14 protein-coding genes are annotated in these 16,798 nt (G+C 38.7%); 2 read left to right on the top strand and 12 right to left on the bottom strand.

The genetic code is table 11. From position 1 onward, the window contains the following. Positions 1 to 12: 12 nt before the first annotated feature. A complete protein-coding gene (locus tag MKX55_RS10185; protein WP_339237957.1) occupies positions 13 to 1,302 on the bottom strand; it encodes a globin-coupled sensor protein in 1,290 nt (429 codons plus the stop codon). 467 nt (positions 1,303 to 1,769) lie between these two features. After that, a complete protein-coding gene (locus MKX55_RS10180) occupies positions 1,770 to 2,597 on the bottom strand; it encodes a mechanosensitive ion channel family protein (protein ID WP_339184621.1) in 828 nt (275 codons plus the stop codon). A 402-nt stretch (positions 2,598 to 2,999) separates the two neighbouring features. On the opposite strand from MKX55_RS10180, the gene MKX55_RS10175 reads away from it, so the two are divergent. Then, the gene (locus MKX55_RS10175) at positions 3,000 to 4,577 is read left to right on the top strand and encodes a PTS sugar transporter (RefSeq protein ID WP_339237955.1); all 1,578 of its coding nucleotides are present in this window, start codon (positions 3,000 to 3,002) and stop codon (positions 4,575 to 4,577) included. A gap of 228 nt (positions 4,578 to 4,805) precedes the next feature. Here MKX55_RS10175 and lpdA read toward each other — a convergent pair whose 3' ends face one another. From lpdA to MKX55_RS10125, 10 genes are all read right to left on the bottom strand, one after another. Beyond that, positions 4,806 to 6,179, bottom strand: coding sequence for a dihydrolipoyl dehydrogenase (gene lpdA / locus MKX55_RS10170; protein ID WP_339237953.1), 1,374 nt, complete (start codon positions 6,177 to 6,179; stop codon positions 4,806 to 4,808). Between the two features lie 12 nt (positions 6,180 to 6,191). Beyond that, positions 6,192 to 7,544, bottom strand: coding sequence for a dihydrolipoamide acetyltransferase family protein (locus tag MKX55_RS10165; protein WP_339184615.1), 1,353 nt, complete (start codon positions 7,542 to 7,544; stop codon positions 6,192 to 6,194). 15 nt (positions 7,545 to 7,559) lie between these two features. Further along, positions 7,560 to 8,543 (bottom strand): alpha-ketoacid dehydrogenase subunit beta, encoded by a 984-nt coding sequence (locus tag MKX55_RS10160; protein WP_339184613.1) that lies wholly within the window; start codon positions 8,541 to 8,543, stop codon positions 7,560 to 7,562. Between the two features lie 303 nt (positions 8,544 to 8,846). Next, positions 8,847 to 9,827 (bottom strand): thiamine pyrophosphate-dependent dehydrogenase E1 component subunit alpha, encoded by a 981-nt coding sequence (locus MKX55_RS10155; protein WP_339184610.1) that lies wholly within the window; start codon positions 9,825 to 9,827, stop codon positions 8,847 to 8,849. A gap of 106 nt (positions 9,828 to 9,933) precedes the next feature. After that, on the bottom strand, positions 9,934 to 11,223 hold the full coding sequence (locus tag MKX55_RS10150) for an NAD(P)-dependent oxidoreductase (RefSeq protein WP_339237951.1): 1,290 nt from the start codon (positions 11,221 to 11,223) through the stop codon (positions 9,934 to 9,936). Positions 11,224 to 11,250: 27 nt separating this feature from the next. Beyond that, positions 11,251 to 11,616 (bottom strand): PTS glucitol/sorbitol transporter subunit IIA, encoded by a 366-nt coding sequence (locus tag MKX55_RS10145; RefSeq protein ID WP_339237949.1) that lies wholly within the window; start codon positions 11,614 to 11,616, stop codon positions 11,251 to 11,253. Positions 11,617 to 11,753: 137 nt separating this feature from the next. After that, a complete protein-coding gene (locus MKX55_RS10140; RefSeq protein ID WP_256706172.1) occupies positions 11,754 to 12,806 on the bottom strand; it encodes a PTS glucitol/sorbitol transporter subunit IIB in 1,053 nt (350 codons plus the stop codon). Between the two features lie 29 nt (positions 12,807 to 12,835). Further along, the gene (locus tag MKX55_RS10135) at positions 12,836 to 13,366 is read right to left on the bottom strand and encodes a PTS glucitol/sorbitol transporter subunit IIC (protein ID WP_042533638.1); all 531 of its coding nucleotides are present in this window, start codon (positions 13,364 to 13,366) and stop codon (positions 12,836 to 12,838) included. Beyond that, positions 13,354 to 13,752, bottom strand: coding sequence for a transcriptional regulator GutM (locus tag MKX55_RS10130; RefSeq protein WP_052485050.1), 399 nt, complete (start codon positions 13,750 to 13,752; stop codon positions 13,354 to 13,356). Before MKX55_RS10130 ends, MKX55_RS10135 begins: the two co-directional genes overlap by 13 nt. A gap of 88 nt (positions 13,753 to 13,840) precedes the next feature. Then, positions 13,841 to 14,788: a sugar-binding transcriptional regulator gene (locus MKX55_RS10125; RefSeq protein WP_339237947.1), complete on the bottom strand. Its 948-nt coding sequence runs from the start codon at positions 14,786 to 14,788 to the stop codon at positions 13,841 to 13,843. 342 nt (positions 14,789 to 15,130) lie between these two features. Here MKX55_RS10125 and MKX55_RS10120 point away from each other — a divergent pair, with 342 nt between their 5' ends. Further along, positions 15,131 to 16,786, top strand: a complete 1,656-nt coding sequence (locus MKX55_RS10120) for a glycerol-3-phosphate dehydrogenase/oxidase (protein ID WP_339237945.1) — start codon at positions 15,131 to 15,133, stop codon at positions 16,784 to 16,786. The last annotated feature ends 12 nt before the right edge of the window (positions 16,787 to 16,798 follow it).

Below are 16,798 nucleotides of genomic sequence, written 5' to 3'. Positions count from 1 at the left end.
AATAACAAGCCATCATTCCATTTCATTAAATTTTAGAGAGTAATTCTCAATCTCACCCATGGAAGATTCTACTTCACTGATACTTTGCTGATTTTCTTCCAATGATTGTTGAATCTGACTGCTGTTTTGTGAGATACGGGCCATAGATTCAGAAACCTTGCCTAATATTTCTGCTGTTTTCGCTGTTTGTTCACGGACGGATGTTACTTCTTCCTGCGTTTCTCTAATCGCTTCCCGGCTATTTGCAACCTGTTCGTTTGTCTCCAGGATCAAATCGCTTACTTCAGCAACAGCTTGCGCTGACTGCTCCGCAAGTTTACGCACCTCATCCGCTACCACAGCAAAGCCTTTGCCTTGTTCTCCTACTCTTGCTGCTTCGATAGACGCATTTAAAGCTAATAAATTTGTCTGTCCCGCAATCGACTCAACAATAGAAATCACCGATTTGATTTTTTCGGCACTGCCCGTTAATTGTTCCAACCTTTCTACGACAAGTGCCATATGCTTATCCAAATGGGACATGCCTGCATTCGTTGTCTGTGTCTGCTCCATCCCCTGCTGTGCTGATTCACTTGTGGCGGCTGCAATTTCTTCCCCTTGCTTGGATATTTGATTGATTCGATTTGCCTGATTCACCATTTTTATCACAGACTGATTCGTTTCCGAAGACAAGAAGCTCAGATTCTCTGCTGTTTCTCTCATGGAAGTAATCAGTTTTTGATTCTTTTCATCCATTACAGCCCTTTTCTCTTCAATATCTGCTTCATATGCTTCTAAGACGATCTGCTGCTCGAAATTCAGCAGCTTATTTACCACCTGTATAGCATTTAAAAAGTTTTCTTTGTCCTGATATGTATCTGATACCAGCTTGGATATTTGAAAGAAAAGCTCTTGAAAGGAAGCGATATACCATTTAGGCTGCAAACCAATATGTACATGCACCTGAGCAATCCTCCGGCGCTTGTCAATAAACGCTTGATTAATTTCTCCGGAAAACATCTCTATAACGTGTGTTGCCAATGTTTGTTTTAATCGGCTGACTGAACTGTTGTCTTTAATAATACCCATTAACTCTGGAGAAAGTGCCAAATTTGCATAGAAAGCATCAATAATAATATCAATATTTTCTTGGATCACCGGCTTCAATAATCTGGCAACAGCCAAATCCTGCTTTGTTAACCTGGATATTTTCAGCTGTAACGCTAAATCGGTTTGCTGCAGCCTCTCTAAAACGACAGTTACTTCTTTACTGCTTTCCAATAAACTCTCTTCTCTCTCATCTTTACGAAAAATACTTCTCAACCAACTCACTCCTAAAGCTTATTTTGCAAATGCTCATTATCTCTTACCCGCTCAGCAATAAATATTTTGTTCCTCGTTCTTTGTTGCTTAGTAAAAGAAAAAATATATGTATCTTTATCATGACACTATTATACAGGATGTACGTGTATCTATGACTGCCTAAATAAAAAACATCTTCTTCAGAAAGAAAATTGATTCAAAAGTCCTGCAATAAGATGGAGATTATTTCTTTTTTTAAGAAAATAAGAAGCAATTGTTTTTTATAATGACCAGAGCATTTCTGCCTTACCTTTTATTTTCCACTTAGATAAAATCAAATAAAGAAAACTCGGCATTCGTTAAAGGGAGCCTTGAAAGCGGGTTTTACCTTCTTAGAAGCGCAAAAAAAGCCATCGAAAATATTCGATAGCCCTTTTCTTACAAAATAACACTTTTCTTCATACTAAATTATTTCCTTATGCCTTCACCTATCCCTGCGGCTGTTCGGCGTATGTTTTTTCTGGATCGTCCTGATTTGCATCAAGCGCTTCTTTGATCGCTTTTCGTAAATCACGTTCTATTGCCCATTGCTCCATCATTTCTGTCTTAGCAATAACCCGTAAAGTTACCGCAGCTGTATCAAACGTTTGGACACCAATTACATTGGGTCCTTCTATGATTTTAGAATTCATTTCTTTCATTTCATCACAAACGGTTTGAATAATGCCAACTGCTTCATCAATATTATCACTGTATGGAATGACAATATCTACTAAAGCCTGCATATTCCCACGGGTGTGGTTGCTTAGAGAGGTAACTTCCCGATTAGGTACATAGTTTAACGTGCCATCAAAACTGCGAATTTGCATTGTTCTAAGTCCGACATCTTCTACAACCCCATCATATCCTGCAGCTGTTACATAATCACCAACATCCACCTGCTTCTCCAACAATAAGAAAAAGCCTGTAACTACATCACTGACTAACCCCTGTGCACCAAAGCCAATAGCTAAACCTACTACACCAGCCCCGGCAATCAAACCAGTAGCATTAATGTCAAAAATACCAAGAATAACCACTAGCGTAACAAATAGTAAAGCGTAAGAAAACGTACTAATGGTTAAAGACTGCAGCGTTTTCGTTCTGCCAGCCGACATTTTCTTCTTCACTTGTGCTTTGGAAAAGGAATTCCGAATAAATCGCTTTCCAATAGCACGTACAATATAAAATACAATAAGTGTTCCAATCAATTTTAAAAGAATAAATCCAGTATCTAATAGAAGCTGCTCCCAATTTATATTTTCTATCCAATCCATTTCATCTTCTCCTTTACTGCTCTCAATGATTGATGATTATATCAAAAGAGGAATCTAAAGTAAAATAAGACAAAATTCGATGAAGTTATTCAAAAAAAGAAATCAGCATTCGATAAAGTGAAACTTCCTTCAGTGGGGATTTTTCGACGCACAAAAGTTCTTCGATGAGACGAGTAATCGCAGCCCCATCCAATCCCAGCCAGTTACACTGTGATAAATTTCATTTCAATAAATACAAGACATTAAAAACGAAATTATCTGTTAAACAGAATCTTGGAAATCTACTCCCTAGCCGCTGAAATCACTTTCTTTTAAATCTTTAAAGACTTTATCGCTTTAGTATGATAAAATACTAATGTGTTAAAAACCTGTTTATTGAAATTTTCTACTGGGGGAATAATCTTGAAAAATATAGCTATCATAGGTAGCTCCGGCGGCAACCTGTACAATTTAGGAGGAAAAAATCCAAGGAAATTATTAAATGAAATTGAAAACCAATGCAGTGCTGCAGATTTTAACATCGCTGCCGTTCAATTTATTGCTTCTGACGTTTCCATGGATCAAGCAAAAGCAAGCTCAAAAACAAGTCTTTTTAGTCTAGATGAAGAAGGGCAAGTTACACAAAGTCCTCCAAATACATTAGAACAAATAAACGAACAAGCAAAACAGACAGACGAGCAGATAGCTGCACTTATACTTAATCAAACCGTGGATGGGTTAATCGTCATGAGCGCGGATCCAAAGGGCGCCAATCAAAATGTCATTAACGCAGCCATTCAAAGGAACATACCGATCGTCGGAACAGGCGGAACGTCCATGGCAACTATCAGCGCACAAGGTGCGAATGTCATTGCTAAATCGGGAACAACTGGGACAACGAACCGAACGCGAGCAATTTCGTTCATTAGCTCCCTTGCAAAATATTGGGATGTAAAATATAAGCCAATTATCGGATCTACAAGTAAAATGGATACGGAAAACAGCGGAAGCATTTGGAAAAATATTAATATCCGCGGCATCATGGTTTCTGCATTGCCTGGTTTTATTGCGATGGCGCTTGTTCTTGCGTTAAGTAAGATTCCGATATTCGGTGGTCTAGAAGATATTTTTGATATAATGATTGGAGCGCTTCCGATTATTATCGCTGCAATTGCCGCCAAACAAGTGTCTAATTTAGACGAGGTATCAATTGTAGCCGGGGTTGTAGCTGGTGTATTATCCGTCAATGGCGGCATTATCGGCGGTCTCATCGGCGGTATTTTAGCAGGTGTTTTCGTACATTATTTCTTTCAAAAATGCATCAGCTGGAAATTTCCGATGACAACCGTAAATATCGTCACTGGAGGCTTAGCGGGTTTATTCGCAGGGCTGTTAGTTTACTTTTTATTTGCACCAATCGCATTGTTTATCGGGGATGGAATTAAAATTGCAATCGAGGCAGCCATTGCATTTAACCCTATTTTAGCTGGTTTGCTAGGCGGTCTGCTTATCTGGCCGGCCATTCTAGGCGGGATATACCATGCAGCTATTCTGCCAATCGTATTATTAGAAATGGAAAAAACAGGCGTAAGCTTCTTGGGAGCCATTGATATGGTTGGTTTAGTTATGGTATCTGCTGGAATCAACTTAGCAAACATCGTTGCTCCGAGGGAGAAAGGAGAAGCAGCTGCTGCTACTCCAGGATTCTTGATTAATATGGGATTCGGAACATTTGTAGAAGCAGCCTATCCGTTCATGTTCTCTAATAAAATCGTATTCGCCGGTGCCATTCTATCTGCCGGAGTCGGCGGCGCACTAGTCGGCTTGTTCGACGTTCGCGGAACCGCCTACGTTCCAACATTCACCACACCATTTTTATCTGATAATCCATACGGATTTATCATCGCCATGCTTGCTGCTTTTATATTATCTTTTTCGATTACATTGTTTGCAAATAAGAGAAAGAGAGTGGAAGTTAGAGGTCAAAGTGTGAAAGCTTAAGAGTTTAAAAAAGTATATATAGATCGACGATTAAAAGGGAAAATCAAATCACATTGCGAAAATAAAAAACCGATCCTAAGAGCTAGAAAATAATGTCCAGCTTTTAGGATCGATTTAGTTACCAACTGTATTTCAAACCAACTCTTATAAAGGCATGGTATATCCTGCGTGCTGCTATACTACATGAAATTACGATTTCAAATGGAATATACAACACTTCTCTGTTTTTTAGTAATGAACCCCTTTATCCAGCCATTTCGCTGCTGCTTCAAACATTCCCTCCGCTAAGGTTGGATGTGGGAAAATCATATCCTCCAGCTCTTCTACCGTCCCTTCTAAGTACAGGAAAGACGTTGCCTGACTGATCATTTCCGTCACATGGGCGCCTGCCAGCACGACACCGAGGATTTCCCCATACTTTTCTTCGGAGATAATTTTCATAAAACCGCTGTTTTCAGCAGAAGCTATTCCTTTGCCATTAGCGGCCAAATCCACTTTTTGAGCTTTCACCTGATAGCCCGCTGCTTTCGCCTGCTCTTCTGTCATCCCCACACTTGCAATCTCAGGAAATGTATAAATACAGCGTGGCATAATGAAATCTTTTTGATGTGTTTCACCTAAAATATGACTGACTGCACGAATCCCTTCTTCACTCGCTGCATGTGCAAGCTGGTATCCGCCAATTAAGTCTCCGATAGCATAAATCCCTTTTACATTGGTCTGCATCGATTTATCCACTTTGACAAATTTGCCTTCATAGTTAATAGAAAGGTCATTCAATCCGGTCAAATTAGGTTCGCGTCCCACAGAAACAAGGACACTATCTGTTTCCAGACTCGTTTCTTTTCCGTTCTTTTCTAATTTGACAACCGTTTTCTTATCCTTCTTAAATTCCAGCACCTTTGCACTGGTATGCATGCCTATCCCTTTTCTTTTCAGCTCATTTGCTAGAAAATCAGCTGCTTCCTTGTCTTCTGCAGGAATGATACGATCTGCCATTTCCACAATTTCTACTTTCGTTCCTAAGCTTTGAAAAATACAGGCGATTTCCAATCCAATGACCCCGCCGCCGACAATAACTAAATGCTCCGGCACCTCTTCTATATCGAATATCGTATCACTTGTATAATAAGGAACTTCATGAAGTCCCGGAAGGTTAGGAACAAAAGGCTTGGAGCCGTTTGCCAGAATAATAGATTCCGCTTCCAGCTTTTCTGTTTTCTCCCCGGTATCAACCGTAATTATTTTTTGATCATCCACTGTTCCATAACCAGGATATAGCTTTATTTTATTCGCTTTTAATAGACTGTTAATCCCGTTTTGAAGCTGCTGAATAACCTGATTTTTTCTATTGATCATTGTTTTTAATTCCAATGCATACGAATCAATCTGGATTCCAAACTTCTTCGCATCTTTTATTTGGTTGATCACTTCTGCATTTTTTAATAATGTTTTAGAAGGGATACAGCCACGATTCAAACAAGTTCCACCCAGGTCTCTTCCTTCTATCAGCGCAACAGACAAGCCCAGCTTTGCAGCTCGGATTGCCGATACATACCCTCCGGGACCGCCGCCAACTATTGCTACATCAAATTTTGTCATTTACTCCGCCCCTTAAACTAATAAACTATATGGATTTTCCAGATTTGCCTTCAAGTCCGTCAAGAATGCTGCAGCTGGTGCACCATCAATTGCACGGTGATCAAAGGACAGGCTAAGCACCATCATTGGACGAGCGGTCAGTTCTCCATCTACCACTACAGGCTTTTCAACAATTCTTCCGACACCTAAAATTGCTGTTTCCGGTCCATTAATAATTGGAGTGAATGCATCAATCGCATACATTCCCAAGTTACTGATGGTAAAGGTACTTCCACGCATTTCATCCGGTTTTAGTTTGTTTTCTCTTGCCTTTTTGCCCAGTTCTTTACTAGTCTGAGTTAACGCAGCCAGGCCTTTTTGATTTACATTTTTAATAGAAGGCACAATCAACCCATTATCTACGGCAACTGCCAGTCCGATATTAACTTCATTATTCATCACAATTTCATCGCCAATTAAAGAGGCATTTAATTTTGGATGCTTCATAAGTGCATTGGCAGTTGCTTTTATAATCACTTCGGTAAAGGATAACCGGTATCCTGTGTCTTTTTCGATGACAGGAAGCAATGATTTACGCAGGTCAATCACATTTGTCATATCCACGTCGCTTGTCAAGGTTACATGCGGAATGGATTGAACGCTTTGAACCATTTTGTCAGCAACCGCTTTACGAAGTCCTTTGAGCTTTATACGCTCTGCTGGCTCAGATTCCGTTTCTTTTGAAATTTCATCTGCTGCTTCCAGATAAGAAAGCACATCCTGCTTTTCAATTTTTCCACGCGCTCCTGTACCCGTAATTTGATTTAAATCAATTCCATGGTCAGCTGCCATTTTCTCTGCCAACGGCGTCACAGCTATCACACCTGCGGCAAGAGCTGCTTCGACATCCTGTTGATGTACCCTTCCATTTGGACCAGAGCCGGAAATAGCTGATAAGGAGAGATCATTCTCGCGGGAAATCCGTCTGGCAGCAGGAGTCGCTCTGACTTTTCCGTCCTTATTTTCTTCTTGACCAGAATTGGCATTAGCGGTTTGCTCCTGTCCCTCAGCAGGTACTTCTTCTTGGACACTTTCTTCTGATTCAGATTCTTCAGAAGCTGCCGGCGGATTATCAGGAACTTTTTCTCCCGCTTCCCCTATATAACCAATACAAGCATTTACTTCGACCTCATCATCCACTTTAAAATATTTCTTTAGCAGTATGCCCTCTTCATACGACTCAACTTCAATATTGATTTTATCCGTCATAATTTCGAATAAGGGCTCTCCCATTTCAACAGAATCTCCCTCTTCTTTAAACCATTGAAGCAGGGTGCCCACTTCCATCGTACTGCTTAGCTTAGGCATAAATATTTCTTTAGCCACTCGAACCCCTCCTTTCTACGCTTTATTCAATGTTTCCTTCGCTGCCTGGATAATATCTGGAACCTGCGGCACATGCATTTTCTCTAATTCCGGGTTATATGGAATCGGCGAGGATGCCCCGCCCAATCGTTTAATCGGCGCATCTAAATAATCAAATGCCTCACTCTCTGCAATCATACTGGCAATCTCAGCACCGTAACCGCCTCTTTTTACCGCTTCATGGACAACAACTAAACGAGATGTTTTGGAAACAGATTGAATAATTGTTTCTGTATCCAGCGGTACTAATGTGCGCGGATCAACAACTTCTGCACTGATGCCTTCCTTCTCCAGCTCCTCAGCCGCTTCTAAAGCACGGTGTACCATAATAGCTGTTGCTACGATTGTTACATCTGTTCCTTCCCGCTTAATATCTGCCTTTCCCAGCGGGATGCTGTATTGCTCTTCCGGTACGTCCCCTTTTGTTTTATAAAGTAATTTATGCTCATAAAAAATCACCGGATTATCATCATCCATCGCTGCTTTTAATAGTCCTTTTACATCATGCGCTGTAGAAGGCTGAACAACTTTCAAACCAGGAACATGAGCCACCCAAGCCTCTAAACTTTGCGAATGCTGTGCAGCTGCTCCTGTACCTGATCCGCTTGGCGTACGTAAAACCATCGGAACTTTTCCTTTTCCGCCATACATATAACGAATCTTCGCAGCCTGATTCACCATTTGATCCATCGCAATCGTAATAAAATCAGAAAATTGCAGTTCTAAAATCGGGCGCATTCCAGTCAACGCTGCACCAACTGCCGCACCGGCAATCCCAGATTCACTGATTGGCGTATTTCGTATCCGCTCCGGACCAAATTCTTCAATCATTCCCCGGGTAACTCCAAAAGCTCCTCCATATACCCCTATATCTTCACCAAGAATAAAAACATCTTCATTTTGACGCATCTCTTGGCTCATTGCTTCACGAACTGCTTCTAAATATGTTAATTCTCTCATTTTCTTTCCTCCTTATTAAATACAGGTTCAAAAAGTAATCAAATTAGAAGCAAGAAGTTCAAGGCGACGTGTTTTTTACGAACGGACTTCCACAGGATGTGGTGACTTCTGTGTTGTCCACAGGATGTGGACGGTATTAACAGAAGTTCCCCTATGTGTATAGATACGTGAGTATCGGAAAAAACACGTCAACGCACTTCCGCAGGATGCGGTGGCTTCTACGTTGCCCACACGACGTGGGCGTTCTTAGTAGAAGCTCCTTTTCCTGCCGCTTATCATTTGAGGACTTTTTGAACGTTCACTTTAAGCAAATACATCCGTTAATAAATCACCCTTCGTCGGCATCGGACCCTCTTCAGCAAAAGCCACTGCATCTTCAATTTCTTTTAAAGCTTCTTTTCGCAGTGATTCCGCTTGTTCTTCCGTGATAATAGATTCACTGATTAATAGTTCTTTTAACCGTTTGATTGGATCTTTTTCTTTCCATTCTGTTTCTTCATCACGGGTACGATACTTTTTAGCATCACTTTTCGAGTGACCCTTCCAACGATAGGTTTTTGCTTCGATTAAGGTTGGTCCTTCCCCGTTTTTAGCGCGCTCAAGCGCATCATTTGTAACATTCATCATTTCAATAAGGTCATTTCCGTCAGCTACCACCCCAGGGATTCCATAGGATTTTGCTCTTGTTGCAATATCCTCTATCTTCACCATTTCCTTCACAGGGCCAGACATGCCGTATTGGTTGTTTTCGCAAACAAAGATAACTGGCAAATTCCAAACTGCAGCAAGGTTCACTGCTTCATGAAAACTTCCTTCATTCGTAGCGCCATCCCCAAAAAAGCAGACAGTTACATAATTTAACTTTTTCATCGATGCTGTTAATGCCGAGCCGACAGCTAATGGAATCCCCCCGCCAACGATACCGTTTGCACCAAGATTACCCATTTCTACATCTGCAATATGCATGGATCCGCCTTTTCCCTTACAATAGCCTGTTGTTCTGCCGAATAACTCTGCCATCATTTTATCCGGCGTAGCTCCTTTAGCGATGCAATGACCATGCCCGCGATGCGTGCTGGTAATTTTATCTTCTTTCTCCAGTAAAGCGCATACGCCTGCAGCGCTTGCTTCTTGTCCTACTGCTAAGTGCGTTGTTCCATGGATTTTACCTTTTGCAAAGAATTGATCTACTTTCTCTTCGAAAAAACGGATTGTCCACATTTGTTTATAGAGTTCTACCAGTTTTTCATTTGTAATCTTATCTGGAACGTTTAATTTTGACATAAATTTCATCCTTTCCTTTTGTTCTTGTTAGGCACAAATGTAAAAATGCGTGTAAATGAATATGCCTTGCTAAAGCGCAAAACACATCCTGACTAACCTCAGTTTATTAAAACTCTCTATCTTGAATAGAACGAAGCTTCCAAATAGTGGATTCTTCTGTTTGTTCTACTGCATCATAGGTAATAATCTCACCTTTTTTAATATCTTTCTTCAATACAACATTTCTATCAACCAACCCTAACGGAAGAGCTTTTTGTTCTTTAGCTTCATCAGCTTTTAAAATATGTCCATAAACAGTATAGCCGCCAATATAATCCAGATGCTCCCCTTCCTTCAGATCTTTTTTAGCTACTGTAACCGTTTCTGCCTGTAACCCATAATAAGGAGCAATCGTTGCTTCATGATCAATATATGCTTTAGCAATTGATAATGGCGTTTCTAAACTAGTTAAATGATATGGACGATATAAAACATAGTTTGGTCCATCTCCCATTTTTAAATATTGCATTTCCGCATTAACTTCCTCTTTATCAGAAGCAATGATAGCGAATACGCCTGGTGCGATTCCGTTGATAAACTCTACAATTCTTTTTCCATTTACCTCTCCGCCTTTGTCCTTTTCAAGAAAGACTTTTGGCAATTCTTGAACGGAAGCTTCAAAGCCGTGCATCCCGGGCTTATCTGGTGAAAATCCAGTTGCATTTGCAACAGCATTCATCTCAACCATTGTTTTTGTTCCATCTTGGAAGGATGCAAGCATTTTAGGAGATGACCCTTTTTCTTTAGCCTCTGCTTCCGCTGTTGTTGGATTCGCTTCTAAATTTAAAGGATTATTTTTTCCTTTTCCAAGTGCTACAATTTCAAATCCCATCGCATCCGCAAAATCATATAATTCCATAATTGCTCCAGGCTCATCCCCTGCAGAGCCTGTATATACTACGCCAGCAGAATCCGCCATTTTTTTAAGCAATGGCCCGACCGTAACATCCGCTTCTACATTTAACATAATAATATGTTTATTATTCAAAATAGAATCCCAAGCAATTTCTGCACCTACATTTGGAATACCCGTAGCATCTACTACAACGTCTACTTCAGGGAGAGAGGTTACAAGTTTCATATCTTTTGTAGCAACTACCTTATCTTCCTGAACCGCTTTAGACGCTGCCTCTTTATCATTTGTTTCTTGAATACTAGCAGCATCAATTCCAGCATGTTTATAAGCATTTGTCACATTCTCTACTGCTAGATCGGAAGTAATTACTACCCGCATCCCTTTCATACCTTCAATTTGTGAAATCATGCCTCTTCCCATTTGTCCGGCGCCTACCAGACCAACTTTGATATAAGATCCTTCATTTTGTAATTTTTCAAGTTTTCTATTTAGATTTAACATAAAAACGCACTCCTTCTATCAACTAATTTATGATCTATGAAATGAAATTGTAGAACCTGTCTCTATATGAGGAATTTCTTTTTTTTCCAGATAAACCGTACCCGGCATATCATATTCTGTTTCACCTTCAAAATTAAATGTGGCATGACCGAGTTGTGACAACGTTTCATTTGCTTTATCTCCAACATGATGGATACGGAAAAGTTCACCGTTGATTATCATGTCATCACCAGACTTAATGTCTTGATGAAATGCGCCATCGTGAATAACAGCAATCGTTTTCAAATCTTCTGGCACGGTATTATTAAATAAAATCAATATACCTTCTTCTTTCATCAGCTCTACATCTTCCCCAACTTCAGTTACATTTAAATCTAATTGTAATTGACTCATCTAAATCACCCTTCAACGCACAAAATTTTCTGTAATAATTTCTAATAATCTTTATTTTATAAATCTACTATACATGATATCTCGTTTATTTACAAATGTTATAACTATTTACATTTGTAAATAATATCCCGAGTTAATTAACTGTAAAGTCCAAAACTAGCAAGATAAGCAATAACTACTGCAATTGGTCCAGTAATCAATCTAGAGAATAGTACTGCTGGAACTCCAACTTCAACCGTTTCTGCTTCTGCTTCCCCAAGCGTTAATCCAACTGGCACAAAATCTGTACCAACTTGCGGATTAATAGCAAACAATGCCGGTAATGCCATTTGTGGAGGTATATTACCATTTGCGATTTCCACACCAATGAGTACTCCGACAACCTGAGCAATTACTGCGCCCGGTGCGAGTAATGGAGATATTACTGGAATAGCAGCGATAAATGACAGGATTAGCATTCCAATAAGACTTGTTGCTAACGGAGCAACTAAATTAGCAATCATATCACCGATTCCTGTAAATGTGATGATACCCATTAATGCACTTACAAAAGCCATAAACGGCAAGATATTTTTAATAACCGTTTCAATTGTATCTCGTCCTGATTGGAAGAAGACACTTACGACATTCCCCACTTTATTTCCCAGGATCTCAATAAATCTCATTATCGGATTCTTTTTCTTTCCATTACCGTTCTTAGATTCAGCTACTTTTGATTTTGCTTCTTCTTTTACCTGTTGGGCAACCTTTTTATCCATTAAATCTGGTGCATCATCATTCTCAACTTTTGCCGTTGTAACTGCTTCTCCAGATGCATCCACAATTTCAAATTGACTTTGACTCTCTACTCCGGATACGAAATTACCTTCATTAATAAACTTCATTAATGGCCCGGATGGCGAATTACTAAATGTGTTAATTGTCTTTACTCCCATTCGCGGATATACCCCGCTTCTCGCCGTTCCACCGCAATTAATAACTGCCGCTGCTATTTCTTCTTTCGGTACAGACTTTTCAAAACCATCTATCGCAATAGCTCCCGTTTGTTCTGCTAAAGCTTGTGCAACTTCATGGATTCCCCCGCCAGTTACAGAAATAATATATTTTTGTTCTTCACTAGGCTGAATTACTAATGGACCACCCCATCCAGAAGGTCCTTTATGAACTTTTACCGCTTTAAATTCACTCACTCTCTATCCCTCCCATAATTGTTCAACTATTACGCTGCGCTGTCTTGCTTATTTTTTAACATACGGGCTGTAATCATCTCTGTTACAACTCCTCTAATCAACATAACGACAATTCCGACCAACAGAAATCTTAAAGCTAACGGCCCTAATGATAAACCCAGTTCTGTAATTCCAGCTGCTACTCCCATATATACAAATAATTCTGCCGGGTTTGCATGTGGGAAAAGCCCGGTTATTGGATGGACAAATGAAACAGCTGAATCATAGAAAGCTGGTTTCTGTCTCTCCGGTAAAAAACGTCCAAATGTATAGCACATTGGATTAGTAAGGAAAAAAACGGCTAAAAACGGAAAAACAGTATATCGTAAAACAAAATATTTTGTACACTTTTGTGCAAAACTATTTACTCTGTCTTCCCCAATAAATTTGATTAAAGCATTTACTGCTGTAATTAATACAACGAGCATTGGAATAATACCCGTTACTAGCCCCATGAAAGTTTCTCCGCCTTCTTCAAACATTCCAATAAATCCTTCTGCAATACTGATTAAGAAATCCATGCTGCTTTCTCCCCTTTCTTCTCAAACTCTTTTTCAATCATTTTGACTGCTCCTTGAACGGCATTTTTCTCTTTAGCATCGAGAATCTCCATATTTTCAACTTCAAATAAATCCTTGCCGATTAATTCTTTTCTATCTTTAAAGCGAGCAAAAACGGTAATCCCTTTCATTATTTTTGCTTCAACTACCTGCAAATTTTCATCAGATACTAATAAAACCAACGCCCCTGTTCCAAACCTTTTTTTAAAATAACCTGTTCCTAAAAAACCTGACTTTCGATTGGTAAAGCTTTTTATATTTGAACGATAATGCTTTACTTGCAGTTGTGTCATTAGAAACTGTACTCCCCACACAAAGGCAAAAATTAAAATGAAAGTTCCCCACATAACTTATCCCCCTCTTATATTTACAAATGTAATATTGATTTACGTTTGTAAATAGAATGATAAAACGCTTTCAAAACTTTGTCAACATTTATTTGTATTTTTTTAAAAGTTTCTCTGCGGTATCACTATCAATAACTAATGTAGTGATAAAGTTATTTTCAAGTGCGACATGCAACGGGAATAATTTGTAATCTCCTCTTACAATTGTAATTACTTCTGAAATATTTTTAATATCTTCCAACTTAACTCCTACTGTGCGATTATTTAATAGGTGGTCAACGAGTTCACCATCTTTATTAAAGAAATTTGAATTGATATCACCAATGGCCCCAGCATTCAAAAGACTTTGCTGATCTTCTTCCAATAAATACCCCATTTCTGTCATCGTGTTTTGTATTCCTGGATTCCCAATACCTACGATCGCTATATCAACTTGTTTTCCTTTAGTAAGAACTTCTTTCACATCTTTAGAACGTACAATATGATTCCTTAACTCTTCACTTTCGACAACTGCTGGAGCATACAGATAGGAAGAAGTTGAATTTAACTTCTGAGCAAGCTCAAAAAGCAGTGAATTGGTATGGTAACCAATATAGTTCTGTCCAATACCGCCAATCAGCGGAATAAGATGAACGGGTTTATTTGCTTGATATTGAAAAGCTTCGACAACTGCATATACAGAAGTTCCCCATGAAATACCAATTGTATTTATTTGATCCAGTTTTTTTTCAATATATCTCGCTGTCACTACCCCAAGTTTGCGCATAATTAATTCTGGGCCGCTATGTGCGGATTCAATCACAATTGCTTCTTTCAAATTATATTTTTGCTCCAGTTCTCTCTCTAGTTGAACCGTATGTACAGTACTATCCTTCAAGTATATTTCAACTATTTGTTTTTCTTTTGCCTGCTTCAGAAGTTTAGAGACAATTGGCCTGGATTTGTTAATTTTTTTTGCAATTTCCGTTTGTGTCCAACCTTCTAAATAATACAGTTTGACTACTTTTGTCATTAATCTTCTTTCTTCAATATTCATAATTTCAACCCCCTTACAAATGTAACACGATTATATCATATTTCTTCAGATTTTATGCAAACGCATTCAAATTTGAAGAAATTTCACTGTGCTGAAATTTTGCGGACACTTATTCTTTACAAAGAAGCAAAACACCATTTTGCAGCTCTTTATCCTTGGTGTATTGATGTATAACTACAGCTATTTTCCAATTGTGTGAATCATCTCGCCATTATAAACAAACATGAATAAAGGTTTTTAACCATCTAGATTATTGACATTGTTACTCCCCAAATTATATACTCATTATAAAATTACAAAATTTTTGTTTTTGAACATTTGTAAAATATAGGAGGATTCGACATGTCTCATAATCATTCTTTTTCTACACTTCATCGTGACAGCACCCTTCACCAATTAGAAGAACAACAATTCGATTTATTGATTATTGGCGGAGGAATCACAGGAAGCGGAATTGCCTTAGATGCTATCACAAGAGGACTAAAAGTAGCTTTAATAGAACGTTATGACTTCGCATCAGGAACAAGCAGCCGCTCAGGAAAATTAATCCATGGAGGTTTAAAATATTTACAGAACTTTGATTTTCCTGTTGTAAAAGAAACTGGATCAGAACGCGATATTGTTTATAATAATGCCCTTCATCTCGTTTACCCGATTACTATGAATTTTCCTTTGATAAAAAAAGAGTCTTATAATTTAGTAACTTTAAAAGCCGGACTCACCCTTTATGACAAACTTGCCGGTGTAAAAAAAGAGGAACGCCATAGCCTATACGGAAAAAAGAAAACGCTTCAAAACGAACCCCTTTTTAACAAAAAGATCGTTCAAGGAAGCGGATGTTATATTGAATATAGAACAGACGACAGCCGTTTAACACTGGAAGTAGCAAAAACAGCACAAGAAAAAGGCGCTGTAATTTTAAATTATGCCGAAATGACCGAATTCCTAAAAGATGAAAATAACATGGTTAAAGGAATCGTAGGAAGAGACCACTGTGCTAACCAGACATTCACTGTTTATGCTAAACACATTGTAAATGCTGCTGGCCCCTGGGTTGATGAAGTTCGTAAGAAGGATGAGAAAATAACCGGGAAGCATATGGTTCTTGCGAAAGGAATTCATATTGTATTTCCTTATGATAAATTACCAGTGAAATCCTCTGTTTATTTTCAACATAACGGAAGAATGATAGCCGTTATTCCAGTAGGAAACCGTACGTATGTCGGTTCAACAGAATCACTGTACAATAAAGATATGGATGATATACATGTGCATCTTAGCGAAGTTCAATATTTATTAGACTGCTTAAAGGATATGTTTCCAAATGTAAAATTACAGGTTCAGGATATATCATCCAGTTGGGCAGGAATTCGGCCGCTTATTGGCGAGAGCGGAAAAAAACCTTCCGAATTATCTCGTCATGATGAAATTTTTGAATCAAATTCTGGTGTTGTTACCATTGCTGGCGGAAAATTGACTGGTTATCGTAAAATGGCAGATCGCATTCTAACTTATATCGATAAAAAACACAAATTAAATCTTCCTACAACTAAAACAGCAAATTTAAAACTATCCGGCTCACAATTTAACAATATTAAAGAACTTTATGAGTATGCGGATCGGATTCATGGACAATATAGTCATTTAGAAATTTCACAGCAGAACATCACTAACTATGTATTGCGTTATGGATCAAACACTGAAAAATTACTGCAGACAATAGATAGCTATAACGGGCAGCAACTAAAACACGTACACCGGAACATTTTAGGAGAACTTCGTTATACAATTGAGCATGAAATGGTTTCAACATTAACTGATTTCTATGATCGTCGTACAAGCTATTTATTATTTGATTTAGAGCTTGTTAAAGAAACATTAGAATTAGTTACTAAAGAGATGGCTGATATTCTTCAGTGGAACGACGCCGTTAAAGAACAAGAAATCCGTCAAATGCAATACCAAATCAAAAAAGCACTCCATTTCAAAGAAGATTAGGGGGAATCAAAT

The sequence above is a fragment of the Oceanobacillus sp. FSL W7-1281 genome (assembly GCF_037969835.1).
Taxonomy (GTDB): domain Bacteria; phylum Bacillota; class Bacilli; order Bacillales; family Amphibacillaceae; genus Oceanobacillus; species Oceanobacillus oncorhynchi.
The sequence above is the reverse complement of the archived record's forward strand: the minus strand, read 5'-3'. Positions and strand labels throughout refer to the sequence as shown.

Bases quoted from the DNA above. Each gene is read 5' to 3' on its own strand.
- lpdA (WP_339237953.1), bottom strand. From the start codon at position 6,179: ATGACAAAATTTGATGTAGCAATAGTTGGCGGCGGTCCCGGAGGGTAT.
- MKX55_RS10135 (WP_042533638.1), bottom strand. From the start codon at position 13,366: ATGGATTTCTTAATCAGTATTGCAGAAGGATTTATTGGAATGTTTGAA.
- MKX55_RS10130 (WP_052485050.1), bottom strand. From the start codon at position 13,752: ATGTGGGGAACTTTCATTTTAATTTTTGCCTTTGTGTGGGGAGTACAG.
- MKX55_RS10160 (WP_339184613.1), bottom strand. From the start codon at position 8,543: ATGAGAGAATTAACATATTTAGAAGCAGTTCGTGAAGCAATGAGCCAA.
- MKX55_RS10180 (WP_339184621.1), bottom strand. From the start codon at position 2,597: ATGGATTGGATAGAAAATATAAATTGGGAGCAGCTTCTATTAGATACT.
- MKX55_RS10125 (WP_339237947.1), bottom strand. From the start codon at position 14,788: ATGAATATTGAAGAAAGAAGATTAATGACAAAAGTAGTCAAACTGTAT.
- MKX55_RS10145 (WP_339237949.1), bottom strand. From the start codon at position 11,616: ATGAGTCAATTACAATTAGATTTAAATGTAACTGAAGTTGGGGAAGAT.
- MKX55_RS10155 (WP_339184610.1), bottom strand. From the start codon at position 9,827: ATGTCAAAATTAAACGTTCCAGATAAGATTACAAATGAAAAACTGGTA.
- MKX55_RS10120 (WP_339237945.1), top strand. From the start codon at position 15,131: ATGTCTCATAATCATTCTTTTTCTACACTTCATCGTGACAGCACCCTT.
- MKX55_RS10150 (WP_339237951.1), bottom strand. From the start codon at position 11,223: ATGTTAAATCTAAATAGAAAACTTGAAAAATTACAAAATGAAGGATCT.